The following is a 21,716-nucleotide window of genomic DNA, read 5'->3' on the forward strand; positions in this document are numbered from 1 at the left end:
GACGATGGGGTCTACGCGGATTGATTCAGGCTGGCGAAATTGGCGCCCTTGTCGACCAGCTCGACCAGCAGCGGCGACGGCTGCCAGAACAGCGGGTCTTCCTTGGCAAACTCGCGGATGTCGGCCAGGATCGTCGGCAGGTCGACCGTGTCGGCATAGTGCATCGGGCCGCCGCGGTAGCGCGGGAAGCCGTAGCCGTGCACGAACGTCACGTCCACATCGAGCGGCCGCAGGGCGATCTTCTGGTGCACGACATTGGCACCCTCGTTGATCATCGCAGCCAGGTAGCGGCGCACGATCTCGGCGTCGCTGAAGCTGCGCGGTGATTTACCTGACAGCGCACCCGCGCGGGCCCGTTCGGCATCGATGATGGCCTCGACTTCCGGGTCGGGCGTGCCGACGCGGGCACCGTCCGGATACAGGTAGTAGCCACGCCCGGTCTTCTGGCCAAACCAGCCCCGTTCGCACAGGCGGTCGGCAATCTGCACGTAACGTGCGCGCGGGTCACGTGTGGGCGCGCGCCGCTTGCGGGTGGCCCAGCCGATGTCGCCACCGGCCAGGTCGGAGACCTGGAACGGGCCCATCGGGTAGCCGAAGTCGCGCAGTGCCTTGTCGATCTGGTAGGGCGATGCGCCGTCTTCCATCATCGCGTGCGCGGCCTGACCATACACGGCGAGGATGCGGTTGCCGATGAAACCGTCGCACACGCCAGCGCGCACCGGCACCTTGCGCAGCTTCTTTGCCAGGTCGAAGGCGGTGGCGACCACGTCGTCGGACACCTTGGCCGGCACGACGATCTCGAGCAGCTTCATGATGTTTGCCGGCGAGAAGAAGTGCAGGCCGACGACGTCCTGCGGGCGCGAGATGGCCGCTGCGATCTCATCGATGTCGAGGTAGGACGTGTTAGTGGCCAGCACCGCGCCGGGTTTGCAGACGCGATCGAGTTCGGCAAACACGGCGTGTTTCACGGCCATGTCTTCGAACACGGCTTCGATCACCAGATCGGCCTGGGCCAGCGCGTCATACGACGTACTGCCATTGAAGCGCGCCATGGTGGCGTTTTTGGCGTCCGGCGTGATGCGGCCCTTGGCGATCAGGCCGTCATACACCCTCTCGACATGCTTGCGACCGCGCGCCAGCGCCTCGTCGTCGCGCTCGATCATCGTGACCGGCAAGCCGGCATCGAGGACGGCAACGGCGATGCCGGCGCCCATCGTGCCGCCGCCGACGACACCGATGCTACTGATCGGGCGTGGTTTGGCATTGCGCGTCTCCGGCGCCCTGGCGGTTTCGCGCTCGGCGAAGAAGGCGTGTACCAAGCCGGCGCGCTGCGGGCTGTCGAGGCATTCGAGGAACAGCTTGCGCTCGAGCGCCTGGCCTTCGTCGAACGGCAGCTCGAGCGCGCCCTGCACTGCGTCGACGATTTTCAGGGGCGAGAACAGGCCGCGTGATTTTTTGGCCGTCTCGGCGCGTGCGCTGTCGATCGCGGCGCGCTGGGCTGCTGTATCGGCGAGCTGCGTGGCGTCACGGGTGCGCCGCACCGGCGCACCGCCCTGCACCAGCTCCTGCGCATACGCCAGGCCTGCTGCGAGCGGGTCGGCGCCATCCACCACCCGGTCGACCAGGCCCAGTTTTGCCGCTTCGGCCGCGCCAACGTGGCGACCGCTCAGCATCATGTCGAGCGCTGCGGCGGCGCCGATCAGGCGCGGCGTACGCTGGGTGCCGCCGGCGCCCGGCAGCAGGCCAAGCGCCACTTCGGGTAAACCCAGTTTTGCTGCCGGCAGCGCCAGGCGGTAATGGGCCGCCAGCGCGATCTCGAGTCCGCCACCGAGCGCAGCGCCGTGGATGACGGCGATGACTGGCTTGCTGCAGGCCTCGATACCGTTGCAGACGTCGGGCAGGAACGGCGTCATCGGTGGCTTGCCGAATTCGCGGATATCGGCGCCGCCGATGAAGGTCTTGCCGCTGCCGACGATCAGCACGGCCTTGACCGCAGCATCGGCCACGGCCGCGTCGATTGCCGCAGTCAGGCCGCGCCGGACGTCGACGCCGAGCGCATTGACGGGAGGATTGTCGATGGTGACGACGAGAATGTCGCCGTGCATGGCACGAGCGACCGGGCCAGTTGCGCCGGTGTGCATGAGCTGTCTCCTTGATTTTATATTGGATGCCATGTCGGTTCGCTGTGCGAAACCGCGTTTTGCATTTCTTGTTGCGATCAACGATAACCGATTTTTCTCGAAAATGTAAACGACTTCGCGGTGCTGCTTTTGCGGGAAAAACCGGAAGATCCAGCGATTCGCTGTGCGAAATGCGCCCAATCGACCTGATTACCTACATAGGGCGTTTCGCTGTGCGAACTACCATTTCACAAAAACTGTTGACACCCTAGTTTTTGTTATGTGAATATCCGACTCAAGCCCTGCCGGAGATGCCGGGCATAGGAGACAAGAATGGACTCGATCCAGTCACTGGAAGACCCCTTGCTGGCGACACCTGCCACCGCGCAAGCGCTGCCGGAAGGGTTACCACAAGCGCCGCAGGACGACGCACCCGACGAAGACAACGGCAAGGACCGCCAGTTCGTCACGGCCCTGGCGCGCGGCCTGGAAATCCTGCGCTGCTTCCGCCCGGGCGAGGCATACCTCACCAATAGCGAGATGGCCAAGCGCACCGGCATGCCCAAGCCGACGATTTCACGCCTGACCTATACGCTGACCAAACTCGGCTACCTGACCTATTCGGCCGACCAGGGCCGCTACCAGCTCGGCGCCCCGGTGCTGGCGCTTGGTTATACCCTGCTCGCCAACCTCGACGTGCGCAAACTGGCCCGCCCGGCCATGCAGGAACTGGCCGAATACGCCCAGTGCAGCGTGGCGATCGGCATTCGCGACCGGCTGCACATGGTGTATGTCGAGGCCTGCCGCGGCAGCGCTGCAGTCACGCTGCGGCGCGATGCCGGTTCGCGCATCCCGCTGGCCACCACTGCGATGGGCAAGGCGTACCTGTGCGGCCTGCCGCAAACCGACCGCGACTTCCTGATGGACCATATCCGCCTGACGGCCGACACCAACTGGCCCAAGATCAAGACCGATATCGAACAGGGCTTCAAGGATTACCAGGACCGCGGCTTTGTCCTGTCGTCCGGCCTGTGGGACGCCAACATCAGCGCCGTGGGCGTGCCGCTGCTCGACCAGGACATCGCCAGGACGATGGCATTCAACTGCGGCGGCCCGGCCTTTTTGCTGCCCTACGAAAAACTGGTCGAGGACCTCGGTCCGCGCCTGGTGCAACTGGTGCGCAACGTGGAAATCAGCATGGGCCGGCATATCGGCTAGCGGTGCCGCGGTACCGGCAATCAAGGAGCGACGCCGCCCCACGCGGTGAGGCCCCCGGCTTGCCGTCGTTTTTGACTATTCCTACATTCACTAAAAAATAACGGAGACATGATGAAGGCAAACAAGATCGTCCTCGCCATTTTGGCGCTCGGCACCGTCGGCAGCATCAACCTGGCAAGTGCCGAAGAATTTCTGGTCGGCGTGCAGATTCCGCTGACCGGACCACTGGCCCGCGTCGGCCTGGGCACCCAGGAAGGCATCCGCGTTGCGGCCGAGGTCTTTAACAAGACCAACGGCAAGCACACGATCAAACTGATCACCGTCGACGACGAATCGGCGCCGGCCAAAGCAGTGGCGGCAGTGGAAAAGCTGGCCAGCCAGAACGTGGTGGCCATCACGGGTGGCTACGCTTCCAACAATATCTCCCCTGCCTCGGATGCCGCCGGCAAACTGGGGCTGGCCTATGTGACGTCGGGCGGCGTTGACGATGGCCTGGTCAATGCCGGTCGCAAGAATTTCTTCCGCATTAATAACACGCAGGGTTACCAGAAGGCGCTGGTCGGCCTGCTCACCGACCTGAGCGTCAAGTCGGTCTCGATCATCTATTCGACCAAGGATGCAACCCACGGCCTGGCCGCGGACGTCGAGAAAACCCTGAAAGCCAAGGGCGTCAAAGTCGTCACGCACGCGTTCGACCCGTTGATCACCGACTTCAAGCCGATCATCAACAAGGTGAAGCTGCGCGACCGCTCCGAATTCATCGTCATGGTCGGCTACGAAAACGACTACGTCGGCATCCTGCGCGCGGCGCGGGTGCTGAAGCCAAGCATCAAGGGCGTGGCCGGCGTGTGGTCGCTGGCAACGCCGAAGATGGCCGCCGATTTCCCTGACCTGATGCCGAACGTGTACGGCACCGCCGTGCTGCCATTCCCGGTGCAGTTCTCGACCGAAGAAGGCAAGCGCTTTGCCGACGGCTACAAGGCGCTGCTGAACAAGGACCCGGATTACCTGGGCCAGTTCGGCTACGTCCAGTCGATGCTGCTGTTCGAAGCGATCGCGCGCGCCGCCGACAAGGGCACGCTGAAAAAAGGCGGCGTGATCGACGAAATGCGCAAGACCGATCGCCAGACCCTGATCGGCCGGGTGCAGTTCGATGCCAGGGGCGACAACCCGAACTTCACGCAGCGCATGGGCCAGCACCAGGGCAAGAAGGTCGAACTGGTGTGGCCGAAAGAATCGGCCACCGCCAAGCCGGTGTATCCGGGCCTGCCCTGGTAAGGCTATAAGCGCATGAGCGAGACGGGCAGGATCCCCCTGCCCGCGTGAATAATCGATTGGATGCAGAAATGACGGACTTGATTCTACAAGCCGTGTATTCCGGGTTGTTGCAGGGCGGCTCCTACGCCCTGATTGCACTGGGACTGGCGCTCGTGTTCGGCGCCATGAACGTGATCAACCTGGCGCACGGTGAACTGGTATTGCTGGCGGCGTACATCGCCTACACGGTCGAATCGCAACTCGGCTGGAATCCGCTGGCCGCGATTCCCGCCGCCGTGATCATCGTGACCATCACCTCGAGCCTGCTGTATTTCCTGGTCAGCCGGGTGACGGTGCACCGCGAAATCAATTCGCTGACGCTGACCTTCGGCGTCGGCGTGATCCTCACCAACCTGGTCCTGATGATCTGGAGCGCCGACGTGCGCACCACGAGCTCGACCTGGATGCAGGAAGCCTTCATCGTCGGTGAGCTCTACAGCATGCGCAGCGAAGTGCTGTTCTTCGGCGTGAGCCTCGTGCTGATCGTGGCGCTGTGGTGGTGGTTGTCGCGCAGCTGGTATGGCCGCGCCGTGCGCGCCGTGTCGAGCAACCGCGACGCGGCCAAGCTGATGGGGATCAACCCTGGCCGCACGGAGCTGGTGTCGTTCATCGTGGCCGGCATCCTGGCCGCATTCGCCGGTGTCGCCCTGTTCAGTTATGGCGTTGTGACGCCGGGCTATGGCAGCGTACTGACCGTGAAAGCCTTCATCATCACCGTGCTGGCGGGCCTCGGCTCGATCCCCGGCGTGCTGATCGGCGCAATCCTGCTGGGCGTGGCCGAATCGCTGACGATCACGCTGGCCAGTTCGGCGCTGCAAGAGTTGGCCGGCATGGGCCTGTTCCTGGTGGTGCTGTTCGTGATGCCCAATGGCCTGTTTGGTGTGGCACGGAGGCGCGGATGAAACTCAACAAACTCCTGGTCGCCACGCTGGTGGCGACGTACCTTGTGGTGCCATTCGCGCTGGGTGGCAACAGCTATGTGATGAGCCTGGTCATCGCCTCGCTGATCATTGGCGGCGTCGCGCTGTCGTGGGCGCTGCTGGGCAACCTGGGTGGCATGGTCAGCTTCGGCCATGCGGCGTTCTTTGGCGTGGGCGCCTACACGTCGGCCGTGCTGACGATGCAGTACAACGTGCCGGTCTTCATCGGCCTCGTGCTTGGCGGCGTCGGTGCGGTGCTGTCGGCGGTCCTGATGCTGCCCGTGCTGCGCCTGCGTGGTCCCTACTTTGCGCTGGCGATCCTGGCGTATGCGCACATCTTCCGCATCGTCGCTACCGAATGGACGTCAGTCACGAACGGCGCTGGCGGCATTGCCAGGATCCCGACCCTGCCGACCGTGTTCGACTACAATTTCGGCAGCCACACCGGCAATTACCTCGTCATTCTGACGATGGTACTGCTGTTTGCCTGGGCCTATGACGTCATCCGCCGCAGCCCGCACGGCCTGGCGCTGCGCGCCATGCACGACAGCGAGGATGCCACGCGCGTGGTGGGCGTCAACAACACGCTGCTCAAGGGCCTGATGCTGCTGGTGTCGGCCTTCATGTGCGGCGCCGTGGGCGCCTTCAATGCGCACTACATCAACTTCCTCGAACCGGACTACGCCTTCAGTGCGGTATGGGTGACGATCCCGATCGTCGCGGCGATCTTTGGCGGCTACCGTACCATTACGGGTCCCCTGATCGGCGCCGTCGTCGTGTATCTGGTCGACCAGTTATTCATCAAGAACTTCATGCCGACCGGACACCAGTTGGTTCTCGGCGTGGTGCTGGTCGTGATGATCATTGCCAGCCCGGATGGCCTGCTGGGCATGATCCGCCGGGCGTTAAGGAAAAAACATGCTGCAACTTGAAAACGTCACCGTCCGCTTCGGCGGCCTCACGGCGGTCAACGATGTCACGCTGGCGGTCGGCACGGGGGACCTGGTGGGCCTGGTCGGCGCCAATGGCGCCGGCAAGACCACACTGTTCAATGCGATTTCGGGACTGGTGCGCCCGACCACGGGCCGCATCCTGTTCAATGGTGCCGACGTCCTCAAGGCACCGATGTACCAGCGTGCGCGCATGGGCATCGGACGCACCTTCCAGATTCCGCAGCCGATGCACGAGCTGACGGTGCGCCAGAACCTGGAGGTAGCGCAGCGCTTTGGCACGGGCTCGGTGGACAAACGCCGCATCGACGAGATCCTGGACTTCACCAACCTGGCCGCCAAGGCGGGACGTGATGCATCGAGCGGCCTGGCCCTGACCGAACTGAAGGCGCTCGAAGTGGCCAAGGCGCTCTCCACCAACCCGAAACTGCTGCTGCTCGACGAAGTGCTAGCCGGTCTGGAAACGAGCGGCAAACGCAACTTCATGAACATGCTCAAGGACCTGCACGCCAAATTCTCGGTCGGCATCCTGATCATCGAGCACGACATCGACACCATCAGCAATCTGTGCCAGCGGGTGGCGGTGCTGAACTTCGGCGGCATGATCGCCGAAGGCACGCCGGCCGAGGTCTTCAACAACCCGGCCGTCATCAAGAGCTATACCGGAGGCGAGGTCGACCATGCTTGAGATTCAGAACGTGCGCGCCGGTTATGGCGCGATCAATGTGCTGTGGGATTTGTCGCTCAGCATCGCACCGGGCAAGCTGACCACGATCATCGGCCAGAACGGCGCCGGCAAGACCACGCTGCTGCGTGCCATGATGGGGCTCATCCCCGTGTCGCAAGGCACGATCACGCTCGACGGCAAGCCGCTCAACGGCACCCCGACCTGGGACATGCACAAGGTCTCGATGGCGATGATTCCCGAAGGCCGCATGGTGTTTCGCGACATGACGGTCGAGGAAAACCTGATGATGGGCGCGTTTGCGCCGCAGCACCGCGCACACGCCGCGCGCAATCTGGAGCGCTCGTTCGAGATGTTCCCGCGCCTGCGCGAGCGGCGCCGGCAGATGGCCGGTTCGCTGTCGGGTGGCGAGGCGCAGATGCTGGCCATGGCGCGCGGCCTGATGAGCGACCCGAAGGTCCTGATCATCGATGAGCCATCGCTGGGCCTCGCGCCCGTGATGGTCAACGAACTGTTTGCGATCCTGAAGCGCCTCAAGGACGACGGTCGCACCATGATCCTGGTCGAGCAGAACACCCACCGTGCGGTGGGCGTGGCCGATCACGTCTACCTGATGCAGAGCGGTAAAGTGGTGCTGTCGCAAGCGGCGAGCGAAGTCAGCCTCGAGCATCTGCACGGGTTGTATTTTGCACGCGAGACTGGGGCCACGGCATGAATCTGATCGAACAATACGGCCCGCGTGAGGCGATGGAATACGACGTTGTGGTCGTCGGCGGCGGACCTGCCGGCCTGTCGGCGGCGATCCGCCTGAAACAGCTGGCTGCTGAAAAGGGCCAGGAAGTCACCGTTTGCGTGCTGGAAAAAGGCGGCGAACTGGGTGCGCACATCCTGTCCGGCGCCGTGATGGACCCGCGCGCGATCAACGAACTGATCCCTGAGTGGAAAGAAAAAGGCGCGCCGCTCAATACGGCCGTCACCGAAGACCGCGTCCTGTTCCTGAGCGAAACCAAATCGTATGCCACGCCGGCGTTTGCCATCCCGCCGGCGCTGGCCAATCACGGCAACTACGTGATTTCGCTGGCCAATGTGGCGCGCTGGCTGGGCCAGCAAGCCGAAGCGCTGGGCGTGGAAATCTTCCCGGGCTTCCCGGCTGCTGAAATCCTGTACAACGAAGACGGCTCGGTCAAGGGTGTTGCGACTGGCAATATGGGGGTAAAACGCGATGGCGAGCCCGGCCCTGACTTCCAGCTCGGCATGGAGCTGCATGCGAAGTACACGTTCTTCGCCGAAGGCTCGCGCGGGCACCTTGGCCGCCAGCTGATGTCAAAGTACGAGCTGAACAAGGGCAAAGACCCGCAAACCTACGGCATCGGCATCAAGGAGTTGTGGGAAATCGATCCGGCCAAGCACCAGCCGGGCCTGGTGATCCACACGGCCGGCTGGCCGCTGCCGAACGATACCTACGGCGGCTCGTTCCTGTACCACCTGGAAAACAACCAGGTCGCGGTCGGCTATGTCGTCGGCCTGTCGTACCAGAATCCGTACCTGTCGCCGTACGAAGAATTCCAGCGCTATAAAACGCACCCGGCGATTCGCGGCTTCTTCGAAGGCGGCAAGCGCATCTCGTACGGCGCGCGTTCGATTACTGCTGGCGGCCTGCAATCCTTACCGAAGACCGTATTCCCGGGCGGGGCGCTGATCGGTTGCGATGCAGGCTTCCTGAACACCAGCCGCATCAAGGGCAGCCACACTGCGATCAAGACCGGCATGCTGGCGGCCGAGGCGGCGTTTGCCGCGCTGGGCGAAGGCCGCACGAGCGACGAGCTGACCAGCTTCCCTGCTGCGTTTGAAAGCTCCTGGCTGCACGAGGAGCTGCACGTGGCGCGCAACTTCAAACCCTGGATGAGCAAGGGCCTGATTCTGGGCACCATCATGACGGGCATCGACCAGATCGTCTTCCGTGGCAAGGCGCCCTGGACGCTGCACCACAAGCATGCCGACCACGAATGCCTGAAGCCGGCGGCGCACTTCGAGCCGATCGTCTATCCAAAGCCGGATGGCAAGCTGACATTCGACAAGCTGTCGTCGGTGTTCATCTCGAACACGAACCACCGTGAAGACGAACCGATTCACCTGACGCTCAAAAATCCGAGCGTGCCGGTCGACGTCAATCTGGCCAAGTATGCCGGGCCTGAGCAGCGTTACTGTCCGGCCGGGGTGTATGAGTACGTCAAGCGCGAAGACGGTGGCGACCGCCTGCAGATCAATGCCCAGAACTGCGTGCATTGTAAAACCTGCGACATCAAGGACCCGACCCAGAACATCGTCTGGGTGACGCCCGAAGGCGGCGGCGGCCCCAATTATCCGAATATGTAACGACCATTTTATAAAAGAGACCAACATGACAACCAAAGCCGCTTTCCACTGGGATGACCCGCTGCTGATCAACGGCCAGCTGACGGACGAAGAGCGCATGGTGCGCGACGCCAGCGCTGCCTATTGCCAGGACAAGCTGCGTCCGCGCGTACTCGAAGCATTCCGTAACGAGTCGATGGATGTCTCCATCTTCCGCGAGATGGGCGAACTGGGCCTGCTCGGCCCGACCATTCCCGAAGAGTACGGCGGCCCGGCGCTGAACTACGTCGCCTACGGCCTGATCGCGCGTGAAGTCGAGCGCGTCGATTCGGGCTACCGCTCGATGATGAGCGTGCAGTCGTCGCTCGTCATGGTCCCGATTTTCGAATTCGGCAATGAAGCAACCAAGCAGAAATACCTGCCCAAATTGGCCACTGGCGAATGGATCGGCTGCTTCGGTTTGACCGAGCCGAACCACGGCTCGGATCCAGGCTCGATGATTTCACGTGCCCGCAAGGTCGAGGGCGGCTACAGCCTGTCCGGCGCCAAGATGTGGATCACCAACTCGCCCGTGGCCGACGTGTTCGTCGTGTGGGCGAAGGATGATGAAGGCGCGATCCGCGGCTTCGTGCTTGAAAAAGGCTGGAAAGGTTTGTCGGCCCCAGCAATCCACGGCAAATTCGGTCTGCGCGCGTCGGTCACTGGCGAAATCGTCATGGACAATGTGTTCTGCCCGGAGGAAAACGCGTTTCCGGACGTGCGCGGCCTGAAGGGTCCGTTCACCTGCCTGAACTCGGCCCGCTACGGTATCGCCTGGGGCGCGCTGGGCGCGGCAGAAGACTGCTGGCACACGGCGCGCCAGTACACGATGGACCGCCAGCAGTTCGGCAAGCCGCTCGCGGCCAACCAGCTGGTGCAAAAGAAGCTGGCCGACATGCAGACCGAAATCACGCTCGGCCTGCAAGGCTGCCTGCGCCTGGGCCGCATGAAGGACGAAGGCACGGCGGCGCCCGAAATCACGTCGATCATGAAGCGCAACTCGTGCGGCAAGTCGCTCGACATCGCCCGCGTCGCGCGCGACATGCTGGGTGGGAATGGTATTTCGGATGAGTTCGGCATCATCCGGCACATGGTCAATCTGGAAGTGGTCAATACCTATGAAGGCACGCATGACATTCATGCGCTGATCCTTGGCCGGGCACAGACTGGCATTGCGGCGTTCTGACCATCGCGATTATTGCGTCCCCGTAGGGTGGACGGGTTCCCCGTCCACGCGTTCAACGATCATCAGATGAATTTGAACGCGTGGACGGCATAGCCGTCCACCCTACAGTGACTAAACGCCAAATGGCGTCTCTGCGATGCCCTTGACGCCCGGCCGCACGATGACAGCCGAGCCGGCGTCACCGCCAGCATTGCCCGCGCCCGCCGGATCGATCGACGTCACGAGCAGCAGATCAAGATCAGGCCCGCCAAACGCGCACATCGATGGCTTGGCCATCGGCAGTGCGATTTCCCGATCGAGCCTGCCTTGCGGCGTAAAGCGCTGCACCACGCCGCCATCGTTGGCGCAGCTCCAGTAGCAGCCATCGGCGTCGACTGCCGCACCGTCCGGCCTTCCGAGTTGCCCTGTCAGGTCCAGAAACACACGTTCGTTGTGCGGCAGGCCGGCGTCGATATCGTAATCGTAGGCCCATACGAGCCGCCGCTGCGGATGCGAATCCGACAGATACATCGTGCGGCCATCGGGCGACCAGGCCAGGCCGTTCTGCGTCAGCAGATTGCGCACCACCGGCCCATGCAGCCCGCCGGCGGCGCTGTAGCGATACAGACCGCCGACCGAACGTGCAGCGCCCATGTCCATGAACATGGTGCCGCTCCAGAACCGGCCCTGCCGATCGCAGCGCCCGTCGTTGAAACGCATGCCCTCGCCCAGTTCGGCCGCCACCGGTGCAGCTAGCCGGGAGGCATCCAGCGCGCCATCGGCCCCCAGCGCCAGACGGAACACACCCGTCTCCATCCCGGCGATCAAACTACCGTCGCTGCTCGCTGCAATGCAGGCCACCATCTCGGGCGCCGTCCAGTGCAGCAGCGCGCCGCTGGCGTGGTCCCTGCGCCAGATGCGGCGCGCAGGGATGTCGACCCAGTACCAGGCGGCTTGTCCCGCGTGCCACAGCGGGCTTTCACCGGTGGCGCAGTGCACGCCCGCGATGCGTTCAACGTCAGCAACCATCAATTACAACCCCTTGATTTCACGGTGCTGCGGCACCAGCATTTTCATGACCGTCCACGCCACCAGGTAGGCCACGGCGCAGATCGAGAACATGATCATATACCCGGTCTGCAGCTGGCCCAGCGCGCCGTAATGGTCAAACAGCCAGCCACCGAGCTTGGTGAGCAGCACGCCGCCCAGGCCACCGGCCATGCCGCCGATGCCGACGACCGAACCCACGCTGTGTTTCGGGAACATGTCCGAGACGGTCGTGAACAGGTTCGCCGACCAGGCCTGGTGCGCCGAGGCGCCGATGCCGATCAGGATCACCGGGACCCAGAAGCCCAGGTAGCCAAGCGGTTGCGCCAGCAGCACGACCAGCGGGCACAGGGCGATGACGAGCATGGCCTTCATGCGGCCATGATAGATGTCGGCTCCCCGGTTCAGGAACCAGGTCGGCAGCCAGCCGCCGCCGATACTGCCCACCATCGTCATGCTGTACAAAACAGCGAGCGGAATGATCATGTCGGTAGCCGACATGCCGTATTGCGCCGACATGTACTTGGGCAGCCAGAACAGGAAGAACCACCAGACGCCATCGGTCATGAATTTGCCGAAGGCGAAGGCCCAGGTCTGGCGGTAGCCCAGCAGCTTGAACCACGAACCTTTGACGGGCGTGCCGGTGGGCGCCACCGTGACACCGGCGTCGCTGTTGATGTAGGCCAATTCGGCCGCCTTCAGGCGCGGCTGCTGTTCCGGCGCATCGTACAGCCAGATCCACAGGCCCATCCACAAGAAGCCGATGCCGCCGATGACGATGAACGCCGACTGCCAGCCCCAGTGTGCAGCGATCAGCGGCACGGTCAGTGGCGCCAGGATCGCGCCGACGTTGGCACCCGAGTTGAAGATGCCAGTGGCGAACGAGCGCTCGCGTTTCGGGAAGTATTCGGCAGTCGCCTTGATCGCCGCCGGGAAGTTACCTGCTTCACCGACAGCCAGTACCGCGCGGCCGATCATGAAGCCGGCCACGGACACCGGCACGACGGCCAGGCCGATACTGGTAAACACCGTGTTGACCGCTTCGCCGATACCGATCGCGTAGGCATGGCCGATGGCGCCCAGCGACCAGATGACGATGGCCAGCACGTAGGCACGCTTGGTGCCCATGCGGTCGATCACGCGGCCGGCAAACAGCATCGAGATCGCATAGACGAACTGGAAGGTCGCCGTGATATTGGCGTAATCGGTATTGGTCCAGTTGAACTGCTCGGTGAGCACCGGTGCGAGCAGGCTCAAGACCTGGCGGTCCAGGTAATTGATGGTGGTGGCAAAAAACAGTAGCGCGCAGATCGTCCAGCGATACCTGCCCACCACCGACTGCGCCGGTGTTACGTCGATGACTTGCTGATTCATGGTGATCAGTTCTTTTCAAGTTGGGTGACAGCCGGCGTCTCCTCCGGCTGGTACTGCGTTCAAGCGTCGTGTGTTACTTCCCTCCGCCCACTTGCAACGTGCCATCCTGCAGGCGCGACAGGCCCAGCGGATTGTCGTCACGCAGTGCCTCCTGCAGCAGGCTGCCCGGCACGTTCTGGTAGCAGACCGGGCGGAGGAAACGGTCGATCGCGCTGGCGCCAACCGATGTCGTGCGGCTGTCGCTGGTGGCCGGGAACGGGCCGCCGTGCACCATCGCATGCGCCACTTCCACGCCGGTCGGGAAGCCGTTGAACAGCACGCGGCCCGCCTTGCGCTCGACGATCGGCAACAGCTTGGCCGCCAGGTCGAGGTCACCTTCGCGCGCGTGGACCGTGACGGTCAGTTGCCCGTGCAGGTGCTCGGCTGCCTGCAACAGCTGGGCGGCGTCGGTAAAGCGTACCAGCACCGCGCACGGGCCGAACACTTCATCTTCGAGTGCCGGGTTGCCCATGTAGGTGGCGGCGTCGCACACGTACAGCGCAGCCTGCGCAGCGCAGCCGTTGCCTTCGGTGGTGCCTTGCGCGACCAGTTGCAGGCCGTCGACGGCGTTGAACGCCGTCACGCCCTTCGTGTAGGCGTCGTGGATGCCGGCGGTGAGCATCGTGCCGGCGCCCTTCGCGCGCAGTGCCTGCGCGCTCGCGGTGACGAAGGCGTCGAGCTCGGCGCCAGCCAGGGCGAACACCAGGCCCGGGTTCGTGCAGAACTGGCCGACGCCCAGCGTCAGCGAATCGACGAAGCCCTGCGCCAGCGTCGCGCCACCGGTCTGCACTGCAGCAGGCAGCAGGAACACGGGGTTCACGCTACTCATTTCGGCGTACACGGGAATCGGCTCAGGGCGCGCAGCTGCCGTGCGCAGCAGCGCCAGGCCACCCTGGCGCGAACCGGTAAAGCCCACGGCCTTGATCGCCGGATGCGACACCAGTTGCTGGCCAACGGTGCGGCCATCGCCGAACAGCATCGAGAACACGCCTTCCGGCAGGCCGCTCGCCTTGACGGCGCGCTGCACTGCGCGTCCGACCAGTTCCGACGTGCCGGGATGGGCGCTGTGCGCCTTGACCACGACCGGGCAACCGGCGGCCAGGGCCGACGCCGTGTCGCCGCCCGCGACCGAGAACGCGAGCGGGAAGTTACTGGCGCCGAACACGACAACCGGACCGAGGCCGATCTTGCGCAGGCGCAGGTCGGGCCGCGGTGGCGCGCGCTCGGGCAAGGCGCTGTCGATGGTCGCGTCCATGAAGTACCCGTCGCGCACGACCTTGGCAAACAGGCGCAGCTGGGTCACGGTGCGCATGCGCTCACCTTCCAGGCGCGCCTGCGGCAGGCCGGTCTCGAGCTGGGCGCGCTCGATCAGCTCGGGGCCGATCGCCAGAATTTCTTCCGCCACCATCTCGAGGAACGCGGCGCGCTGCTCAAGCGGCAGCGCGCGATACGGATCGAACGCTTCGCTGGCCAGCGCGCAGGCGCGCTCGACGTCGTCACCCGTGGCCTGGCCGAAGCCGGGCTGCAGGTCTTCCCGCGTGGCCGGGTTGAAGCCGAAGACTTCCGTGCCGGCGCCGCGCACGCTGTGCGCGCCAATGATCATTTCACCGAGAATCGCCATGATCAAATTACCCCGTTCTTCTTCAGCAGAGCCAGCAGCATCGCGTCTTCTTCAGCCGTCAGGTCGGTCAACGGCGGACGCACCGGGCCTGCACCATGGCCGACCAGTCGGGCGCCGGCCTTGACGATGCTGACGGCGTAACCGGCCTTGCGGTTGCGGATCTCCAGGTACGGCAGGAAGAAATCGTCGATCAGGCGGTTGGTGGTGGCGAAATCGTCGGCGACGGTGGCGTGATAGAAGTCCATCGCCAGTTGCGGCACGAAGTTGAACACGGCCGACGAATACACCGGGGTGCCCAGCGCCTTGTAGGCGCCGGCGTAGACTTCGGCGGTTGGCAGGCCGCCCAGGTAGCTGAAGCGGTCGCCCATGCGGCGCCAGATCGACACCATCAGTTCGATGTCGCCGTTACCGTCCTTGAAGCCGATCAGGTTCGGGCAGCGATCGGCCAGCTTTTCCAGCGAATCCGGGGTCAGGCGGCAGTTCGCGCGGTTATAGACCACGACGCCAATCTTCACCGAGCGGCACACCGCTTCAACGTGGGCGATCAGGCCGTCCTGGCTGGCTTCGGTCAGATAGTGCGGCAGCAGCAGCAGGCCCTTGGCGCCCTGGCGCTCGGCTTCCTGGGCGTGCGCGATGGCGGTGCGGGTCGGGCCACCGCAACCGGCCAGGATCGGCACGACGCCGGCGCAGGTGTCGACTGCCGTCTTGATGATCTGGCCGTATTCTTCACCGTGCAGCGAGAAGTACTCGCCGGTGCCGCCGGCGGCGAACAGCGCGGTGGCGCCGAACGGGGCGAGCCACTCCAGGCGCGCGGCATAGCCTTTTGGATCGAAGTCACCCTGCGCATCGAAATCGGTGATCGGGAACGACAGCAAGCCGTGGGAAAGGACTTGCTTGAGTTCGTTTGGTTGCATCGTGCTGTCTCCGCTATCTGGTTGTTGGACGAAATACCTGCCATCGAGCAGGTTGTAAGTCATCGTACAACTGACTGCAGTCATCCGCAAGCAGAAAATGCGGAAATTCAGTTCATCGTGCTTTCCAGGCGGCGCTGCGCTTCCACCAGACGTTCGCGGCTGTTGGACAGATGGGTACGCATCGCGGCGCGCGCGGCTTCCGGGTCGCGTCGCTCGATGGCGCGGTAAATATCGTCGTGTTCGCGGCTGACGCGCTCGAGGAAACCGGCGGGCTTGTCCTGGTCGAGCACGGGCGTGTTGAGCCGCGCGCGCGGAATGAAAGCATTGCCCAGGCGGGTCAGGATATCGACGAAATACCGGTTGCCAGTCGATTGCGCAATCAGCAAGTGGAAACGTTTATCCGCCTCGACCGCTGGCCTGCCCTCGGCCATCGCCTCCTGCATCTCGCGCAGCGCGGCGGCCAGCTCGTCGGCCTGCTCCTGGCTGCGACGGCTGGCCGCCAGGCCTGCTGTCTCGGTCTCGACGCCGATGCGCAATTCCAGCACGGCCAGCACATCGCGCAGCGTCACAATGTTTTCGGACTCAAGGCCCAGCCCCGCCTGCACGCGTTCGATCACGAAGGTGCCGATGCCGTGGCGGGTCTGGACCAGCCCGGCTGCCTGTAGATGTGTGATCGCTTCACGCACCACGGTGCGACTCACCCCGTGCTGGGCCATCAACGACGACTCCGTGGGCAATTTGTCGCCCGGCTTGAGCGTGCCCTGCCGGATCGTGTCGCTGATCTGCTCGACCACTCCCTGGGACAGACTGCGGTGCTTGCGTTGCGGGAGCGTCATGATGGGAAATCGCGATGAATGGGATGGCCCAGATTATACGCGACGATTCAGTTGTACGACATCCCATAACTAGACAAGATCTGGGCAACATTTGCGGTATAGCCACGTTGCAAAATTGGTCCGACCAACCTAGAATCAGATGATCATAAGAATATGGAGACACCGTGGCCAACATCCGCCCTTTTGCCCTGACCCTGCTATGCCTGCCGTTATGGTTCCTGGGCGGTGCCGCCACGGCCACGCCACCCGTCCACGACCGCGTGATCCTGGTGGGCGACTCCACCATGGCCAGCACCACCGGCTACGGCGACGCGCTGTGCGAACGATTCACGCCCGAGACGGCCTGCCTGAACCTGGCGCGCGGCGGGCGCAGTTCGGGCAGCTTCCGGGCCGAGGGCCGCTGGGACGAGGTGACCGGCCTGCTGCGCGCCGGCGGCTACCGGCGCACCTTCGTGCTGATCCAGTTCGGCCACAACGACCAGCCGGGCAAGCCCGGTCGCTCGACGGACTACGTGACCGAATTCCCCGCCAATATGCAGCGTTACGTCGAAGAAGCCCGCGCACTGGGTGCAGTACCGGTGCTGGTCACGCCACTCACGCGGCGCAGCTTCAAGGGAGGCTATGTACAGGATGACCTGGCACCATGGGCGGCCACCGTGCGCAACATTGCTGCGGCCACGGCCACCCCGCTGATCGAACTGAACGCGCTGTCGCTGGCCGCCGTGCAGGCCATGGGGCCGGACGAGGCCGACAAACTGGCGCGCGTCGGCGAGAACTTCGACCGCACGCACGTGGGACCGCTGGGCGCCCGGCGCTTTGCAGACATCGTCGCGCGCGAAATCGTACGCAAGGTGCCGCAGCTGGCTAACGACCTGGTTGCGGAAGACGGCGCCGGGGGCACGCAATGAACGCCGCGCTCGCGGCAGTCGCAATCGCATTGGCGCTGCAACCCGTCCAGGCGCAGTCCATGGCGCCGGCAAGCGCCGAGCGCCAGCACGCACCGGCCGACGGCTGGGCCGCGCAAGAAGGCGGCACGCGCGGTGGCGCACTGGCGCTGCCTGCCCACGTATTCACGGTGCGCAACCGCGCGGAACTGGTCGCGGCGCTTATGGCATCTGCGCCTTCGCGTATCGTACGTGTGACGGAAACGATCGACATGACCGAAGGCCGGCCGTTCACCGACAGTGCCGACCAGGCGCGGCGCGGCGCCGTGACCATTCCTTCCAATACCACGCTACTGGGCGTGACGCCCGGTGCCGGCTTCATCAACGCCAGCTTGACGATCGACGGGGTCGAACAGGTCATCGTGCGTCACCTGGCGATCCGCAATCCGTGCGACATCCAGCCGGAATGGGACCCGCACGACGGCCCGCAAGGCAACTGGAATTCGGACTACGATGGCATCACGGTGCAGGCCGCGCGCCACGTCTGGATCGACCATAACAGCTTCACCGATGCGCCCGACACGGACGACCGGGCGCCGGTCGAGAATGGCAAGATCAAGCAATGCCACGACGGGGCACTGGATATCTCGCAGGGCGCGGACCTGGTCAGCGTCACCTACAACCATTTCGCCGATCACGAAAAGAACATGCTGATCGGCGCCAGCGACCGCGCCACCGGTGACACTGACCGGCTGCGCATCACGCTCAAGGGCAATCTGTTCGAACACGTCGCCGAGCGTGCGCCGCGCGTACGCTACGGCCAGGTGCACCTTTTCAATAACTATTATGTGGGCGAGCGCAAGCGAGCCGTCTACCGTCATAGCTACAGCATCGGCGTGGGACACCAGGCACTGGTGCGCTCCGACGCCAATGCCTTCGATGTGACCGGCGCCCGCGGCTGCGCGGACCTGGTGCGCGACCCGGGGTCGAGCCACGGCGTGTTTGCCGACAGCGGCTCGCTGCTCAATGGCCAGCCGCTTGGCGCCTGTCCGTTCGGCGGGCCTGCGATGGCGCCTCTGCCCTACGCCCATACGGCGCTGCCGGCGCAGCTGGTGCCTGAACACGTGCGCACCAACGCCGGCCCGCGGCCGGCCAAGGGCGCAGACGGCATTGCCGAAGCGCGCCTGTCGCTGGCGCCGGGCGCGCCGTTCGTGCTGCGCGCGCGGCGTCAGGCGAATGGTGACTGGCAGGGCGTGAGCGTGCAACTGGTGGACGAAGGAAAAACCCTGCAGGTCGAACTGCTGGCGTCGCGCAGCGGCAAGGTGGAACGCCTCAAGCAGGTGCGGCGCCGTCTTCCACCAGCTTTCGTGGCATCCCGCACGCCGCTGACCGTCGGCCTGACATTCGAGGGCGGCGTCCTGTTTGCGCTGATCGATGGCGAACGCGTCACGAGTGCGCTGGAGACGCCGCTGCCGGCAACCCTTCCACTCGACTGGGAAGCAGGCGCGCACACGGTGCTCGATGTGCGCACCGGGCAGGAAGGTACGGTGCCGGCACGCGTGACGCCGCAGGTCGCTGACAACCGGATCGCGCTGCAGGCCGGCGATCCGGCCGAGACGGTCGGCATCGGCGGCGCGGCCGACCTGGTTGCCGTAGTAGCCGATGCGCGCATCGCGACGGCTGCCGTGGTCGATGGCGCGCTGCGGATTACGCCGCTGACGCCTGGCCAGACCACGGTTGCACTGACCAGCGCGAGCGACCCGTGGGCCGGGGCGAATCTGGCCGTGGTCGTTGGCCCGCGCTTTGCCGAACCAACCGGCGCACCGGCCAGCGCCGGCCTCGACCCCGCGCGCGGCGCACGCGGCGTGCCGCCGGACACGCTGCTGCGCCTGACGCTGGCACCCGGCGCGCAACTGACCGGTGAAGGTAGCATCCGGATCTGGCGCAAGCGCGATGGCGCGCTGGTCGGCGTGATTCGGCCCGGCGAGACCGTGAGCAGGATCGGTCTGGCGCCCCGCCAGCGCCTGGTGCGCGAGCACCGGCTGCGGCTGGTCGACGGCCAGTTGCGCGCCCAGTTGCCGCAAGCGCTTGACTACGATACCGAGTATGTCGCGACTGCAGAAGCACGCCTGGTGCGCGGCGCGGACTTTGCCGGCGCACGCTGGGCGTTTCGCACGACCCCGCACCGCCCGGTCGGCGACAGCGTGACGGTGGCCGCCACGGGCCGCGCCCACTTCCGCACCGTACAGGGCGCGCTCGACTACGCGATGAGCCTGCCCCGCGCCCTGCCGCTGACCGTGAATGTGCGCGATGGCGTCTATTCCGAACTGCTGTACCTGCGCGACAAGGACCGGCTGACGCTGCGCGGCGCCAGCCGTGAAGCGACGATCATCCGCGCCACCAACAGCGACACGCTCAATCCCGGCTCCGGCAGCGGCCAGACGCCGCAGGAGCCTGGGCTGCTGGGCGGGCGCGCGCTGTTCCTGGTCCAGGACAGCGACCTGCTCGAACTCCGCGACATCGCTCTGCACAACACCACACTGCGCAGCGACGGCCATTCGCCGCAGGCCGAGACGCTGTTCTTCAACAGCCCGGACGGGCACCTTTCGGTGCGCAATGCGCATTTTTCGAGCGAGCAGGACACGCTGCAACTGAAGGGCTACGCGTGGATCTACAAATCGCTCGTCGAAGGCAATGTCGACTTCATCTGGGGGAACAACCGTGCGACGCTGTTCGAAGACAGCGAAGTCCGGACGGTCGGCGACAGTGCGAATCCCGACAGCGGCGGCTACATCGTCCAGGCACGCACCATCGGCGCGAACGAGCCGGGATTCGTCTTCCTGCGCTCGCGCCTGACCCGCGGCCCCGGGCCGGCGGGCAATCTGCCCCCGGATGGCAGCGCCTACCTGGCGCGCTCGCCGGGAACGGCGAACACCTGGGACCACGTCGCCTTCATCGAGTGCACCATCGGCCCGCACATCGCAGCCGACGGCTGGCTGCGCCGTCCGGTGCCCAATCCGCTGCAGGGCGGCTGGCGCGAATACGGGAACCGCGCGCCGGACGGCCAGCCGCGCCACTACGGCGGCGCGGTGCTGGACGCCACGCAGGCAGCGCGCTATCGCACCCGCGCCGCTGTCTTTGCCGGCAGCGGCTGGGACCCGCAGCCATGAGCGGCTTAGCTACCACGATAACTATTTGCTGCGCGCCCTTGCCACATCAGGCCGGCCAAACTAAGATTCGCTAGTTTTGGCAGAGCTGCCAATTATCCAGGACGAACCGACCGATGAAGATTACTCCAGCGCCGAATGAACCAGGCACCACCGAGCCGCGGCTGTACCGGGTCGTGGCGGCCAGGATCGAAGAACTGATCCGTGCCGAGAACATCCGCGGTGGCGAGCGCCTGCCTGCCGAGCGGGAGCTGGCGGCCAAGCTCGGGGTCAGCCGCACGTCGCTGCGCGAAGGCCTGATCGCGCTCGAACTGGGTGGCAAAGTTGAAGTGCGTGGCGGGTCCGGTGTCTATGTCAGCGAACAGGCAGCGCCGCAGGCGGTGGTGCCGACGGCCGGGCCGGGCCCGTTCGAAGTGCTGGCTGCGCGCCGCATGATCGAGGTCGAAGTCGCCGCGCTGGCGGCGAAGCACGCCAATGATTCGGCCATCGACGCCATCCTGCTCGCTGTCGAGGAGATGGAACAGCACCACGAGGACCGCAGCGCCAATGAAATGGCCGACCGCAATTTTCACCTGGCCATCGCGCGCGCGACCGGCAACAGCGCCATGGTCGGCGTGATTGAATACCTGTGGAGCCAGCGCGGCTCGCTGTGGCACAAGCTCAAGGAGCACTTCCAGACCGAGGAACTGCGCCAGCAAACGCTGATCGACCACCGCAATATCTTCGCCGCCATCGCATCGCACGATGTCGCCGGCGCACGCCAGGCGATGCGCGCCCACCTCGACCGCGTCACGCGCACCTTCTCGCGCGGCTGACCAGCCTCGTCACAACAGCGGGCCGCGCCAGCGCCCGCTTCACGGGCCAGCGCTGCCCGACGCCTGCTCTTCCGCGCCCCTGCGCCCTGCCGCCTTCTGCCTCATCCGACATAAATAAGACAACATCTGTATAGACCAGAACATATTTCGGCACGTCCAGATTGCCTAAGTGGTCTTACCAAAGTAAAATTGAACATACCAGTCGCCGGTTGCGCACGATTCACAGAAATCACGAACCGCCCGACATGCA

Annotated in this window: 17 protein-coding genes; 11 read left to right on the plus strand and 6 right to left on the minus strand. The window is 64.8% G+C overall.

What is annotated here, in order from left to right; all coding sequences use genetic code 11:
- Positions 1-11 precede the first annotated feature (11 nt).
- The gene (locus tag NX775_RS01105) at positions 12-2,141 is read right to left on the minus strand and encodes a 3-hydroxyacyl-CoA dehydrogenase NAD-binding domain-containing protein (protein ID WP_258834308.1); all 2,130 of its coding nucleotides are present in this window, start codon (positions 2,139-2,141) and stop codon (positions 12-14) included.
- A gap of 312 nt (positions 2,142-2,453) precedes the next feature.
- On the opposite strand from NX775_RS01105, the gene NX775_RS01110 reads away from it, so the two are divergent.
- The 8 genes from NX775_RS01110 (at position 2,454) to NX775_RS01145 (ending at position 10,790) form a co-directional block, all read left to right on the plus strand.
- Positions 2,454-3,338, plus strand: a complete 885-nt coding sequence (locus NX775_RS01110; RefSeq protein WP_258834309.1) for an IclR family transcriptional regulator — start codon at positions 2,454-2,456, stop codon at positions 3,336-3,338.
- A 108-nt stretch (positions 3,339-3,446) separates the two neighbouring features.
- Positions 3,447-4,616: an ABC transporter substrate-binding protein gene (locus tag NX775_RS01115; protein WP_370660553.1), complete on the plus strand. Its 1,170-nt coding sequence runs from the start codon at positions 3,447-3,449 to the stop codon at positions 4,614-4,616.
- Between the two features lie 68 nt (positions 4,617-4,684).
- Positions 4,685-5,557, plus strand: a complete 873-nt coding sequence (locus tag NX775_RS01120) for a branched-chain amino acid ABC transporter permease (RefSeq protein WP_183552711.1) — start codon at positions 4,685-4,687, stop codon at positions 5,555-5,557.
- Positions 5,554-6,507 carry a branched-chain amino acid ABC transporter permease gene (locus NX775_RS01125; RefSeq protein ID WP_258834310.1) on the plus strand — a complete coding sequence of 318 codons (954 nt, stop codon included), beginning with the start codon at positions 5,554-5,556 and terminating at the stop codon, positions 6,505-6,507. The genes NX775_RS01120 and NX775_RS01125 overlap by 4 nt, the downstream gene beginning before the upstream one ends.
- Complete coding sequence (locus tag NX775_RS01130) at positions 6,494-7,213, plus strand: ABC transporter ATP-binding protein (RefSeq protein WP_258834311.1); 720 nt, start codon at positions 6,494-6,496, stop codon at positions 7,211-7,213. Before NX775_RS01125 ends, NX775_RS01130 begins: the two co-directional genes overlap by 14 nt.
- Positions 7,206-7,925, plus strand: coding sequence for an ABC transporter ATP-binding protein (locus NX775_RS01135; protein WP_258834312.1), 720 nt, complete (start codon positions 7,206-7,208; stop codon positions 7,923-7,925). The genes NX775_RS01130 and NX775_RS01135 overlap by 8 nt, the downstream gene beginning before the upstream one ends.
- A gap of 32 nt (positions 7,926-7,957) precedes the next feature.
- Positions 7,958-9,586, plus strand: coding sequence for an electron transfer flavoprotein-ubiquinone oxidoreductase (locus NX775_RS01140; RefSeq protein WP_258835089.1), 1,629 nt, complete (start codon positions 7,958-7,960; stop codon positions 9,584-9,586).
- Between the two features lie 25 nt (positions 9,587-9,611).
- The gene (locus NX775_RS01145) at positions 9,612-10,790 is read left to right on the plus strand and encodes an acyl-CoA dehydrogenase (protein WP_258834313.1); all 1,179 of its coding nucleotides are present in this window, start codon (positions 9,612-9,614) and stop codon (positions 10,788-10,790) included.
- A 111-nt stretch (positions 10,791-10,901) separates the two neighbouring features.
- On the opposite strand, the gene NX775_RS01150 is transcribed toward NX775_RS01145, so the two are convergent.
- The 5 genes from NX775_RS01150 to NX775_RS01170 form a co-directional block, all read right to left on the minus strand.
- Positions 10,902-11,798, minus strand: coding sequence for an SMP-30/gluconolactonase/LRE family protein (locus NX775_RS01150; protein WP_258834314.1), 897 nt, complete (start codon positions 11,796-11,798; stop codon positions 10,902-10,904).
- Positions 11,799-11,801: 3 nt separating this feature from the next.
- Entirely contained in the window at positions 11,802-13,190 is a 1,389-nt protein-coding gene (locus NX775_RS01155) for an MFS transporter (protein WP_183552719.1), read from the minus strand.
- Between the two features lie 73 nt (positions 13,191-13,263).
- Positions 13,264-14,850 (minus strand): aldehyde dehydrogenase (NADP(+)), encoded by a 1,587-nt coding sequence (locus NX775_RS01160; RefSeq protein WP_258834315.1) that lies wholly within the window; start codon positions 14,848-14,850, stop codon positions 13,264-13,266.
- Positions 14,851-14,852: 2 nt separating this feature from the next.
- The gene (gene kdgD, locus NX775_RS01165; protein ID WP_258834316.1) at positions 14,853-15,764 is read right to left on the minus strand and encodes a 5-dehydro-4-deoxyglucarate dehydratase; all 912 of its coding nucleotides are present in this window, start codon (positions 15,762-15,764) and stop codon (positions 14,853-14,855) included.
- Between the two features lie 107 nt (positions 15,765-15,871).
- The gene (locus NX775_RS01170; protein WP_258834317.1) at positions 15,872-16,600 is read right to left on the minus strand and encodes a FadR/GntR family transcriptional regulator; all 729 of its coding nucleotides are present in this window, start codon (positions 16,598-16,600) and stop codon (positions 15,872-15,874) included.
- Between the two features lie 164 nt (positions 16,601-16,764).
- On the opposite strand from NX775_RS01170, the gene NX775_RS01175 reads away from it, so the two are divergent.
- From NX775_RS01175 to NX775_RS01185, 3 genes are all read left to right on the plus strand, one after another.
- A complete protein-coding gene (locus NX775_RS01175; protein ID WP_258834318.1) occupies positions 16,765-17,508 on the plus strand; it encodes a rhamnogalacturonan acetylesterase in 744 nt (247 codons plus the stop codon).
- Positions 17,505-20,654, plus strand: a complete 3,150-nt coding sequence (locus NX775_RS01180; RefSeq protein ID WP_258834319.1) for a pectinesterase family protein — start codon at positions 17,505-17,507, stop codon at positions 20,652-20,654. The genes NX775_RS01175 and NX775_RS01180 overlap by 4 nt, the downstream gene beginning before the upstream one ends.
- A 113-nt stretch (positions 20,655-20,767) precedes the next feature.
- Positions 20,768-21,466, plus strand: coding sequence for a FadR/GntR family transcriptional regulator (locus NX775_RS01185; protein ID WP_183552730.1), 699 nt, complete (start codon positions 20,768-20,770; stop codon positions 21,464-21,466).
- Positions 21,467-21,716 lie beyond the last annotated feature (250 nt).

The sequence above is a fragment of the Massilia aurea genome, assembly GCF_024753205.1.
In the GTDB taxonomy this organism is placed as follows: domain Bacteria; phylum Pseudomonadota; class Gammaproteobacteria; order Burkholderiales; family Burkholderiaceae_D; genus Telluria; species Telluria aurea.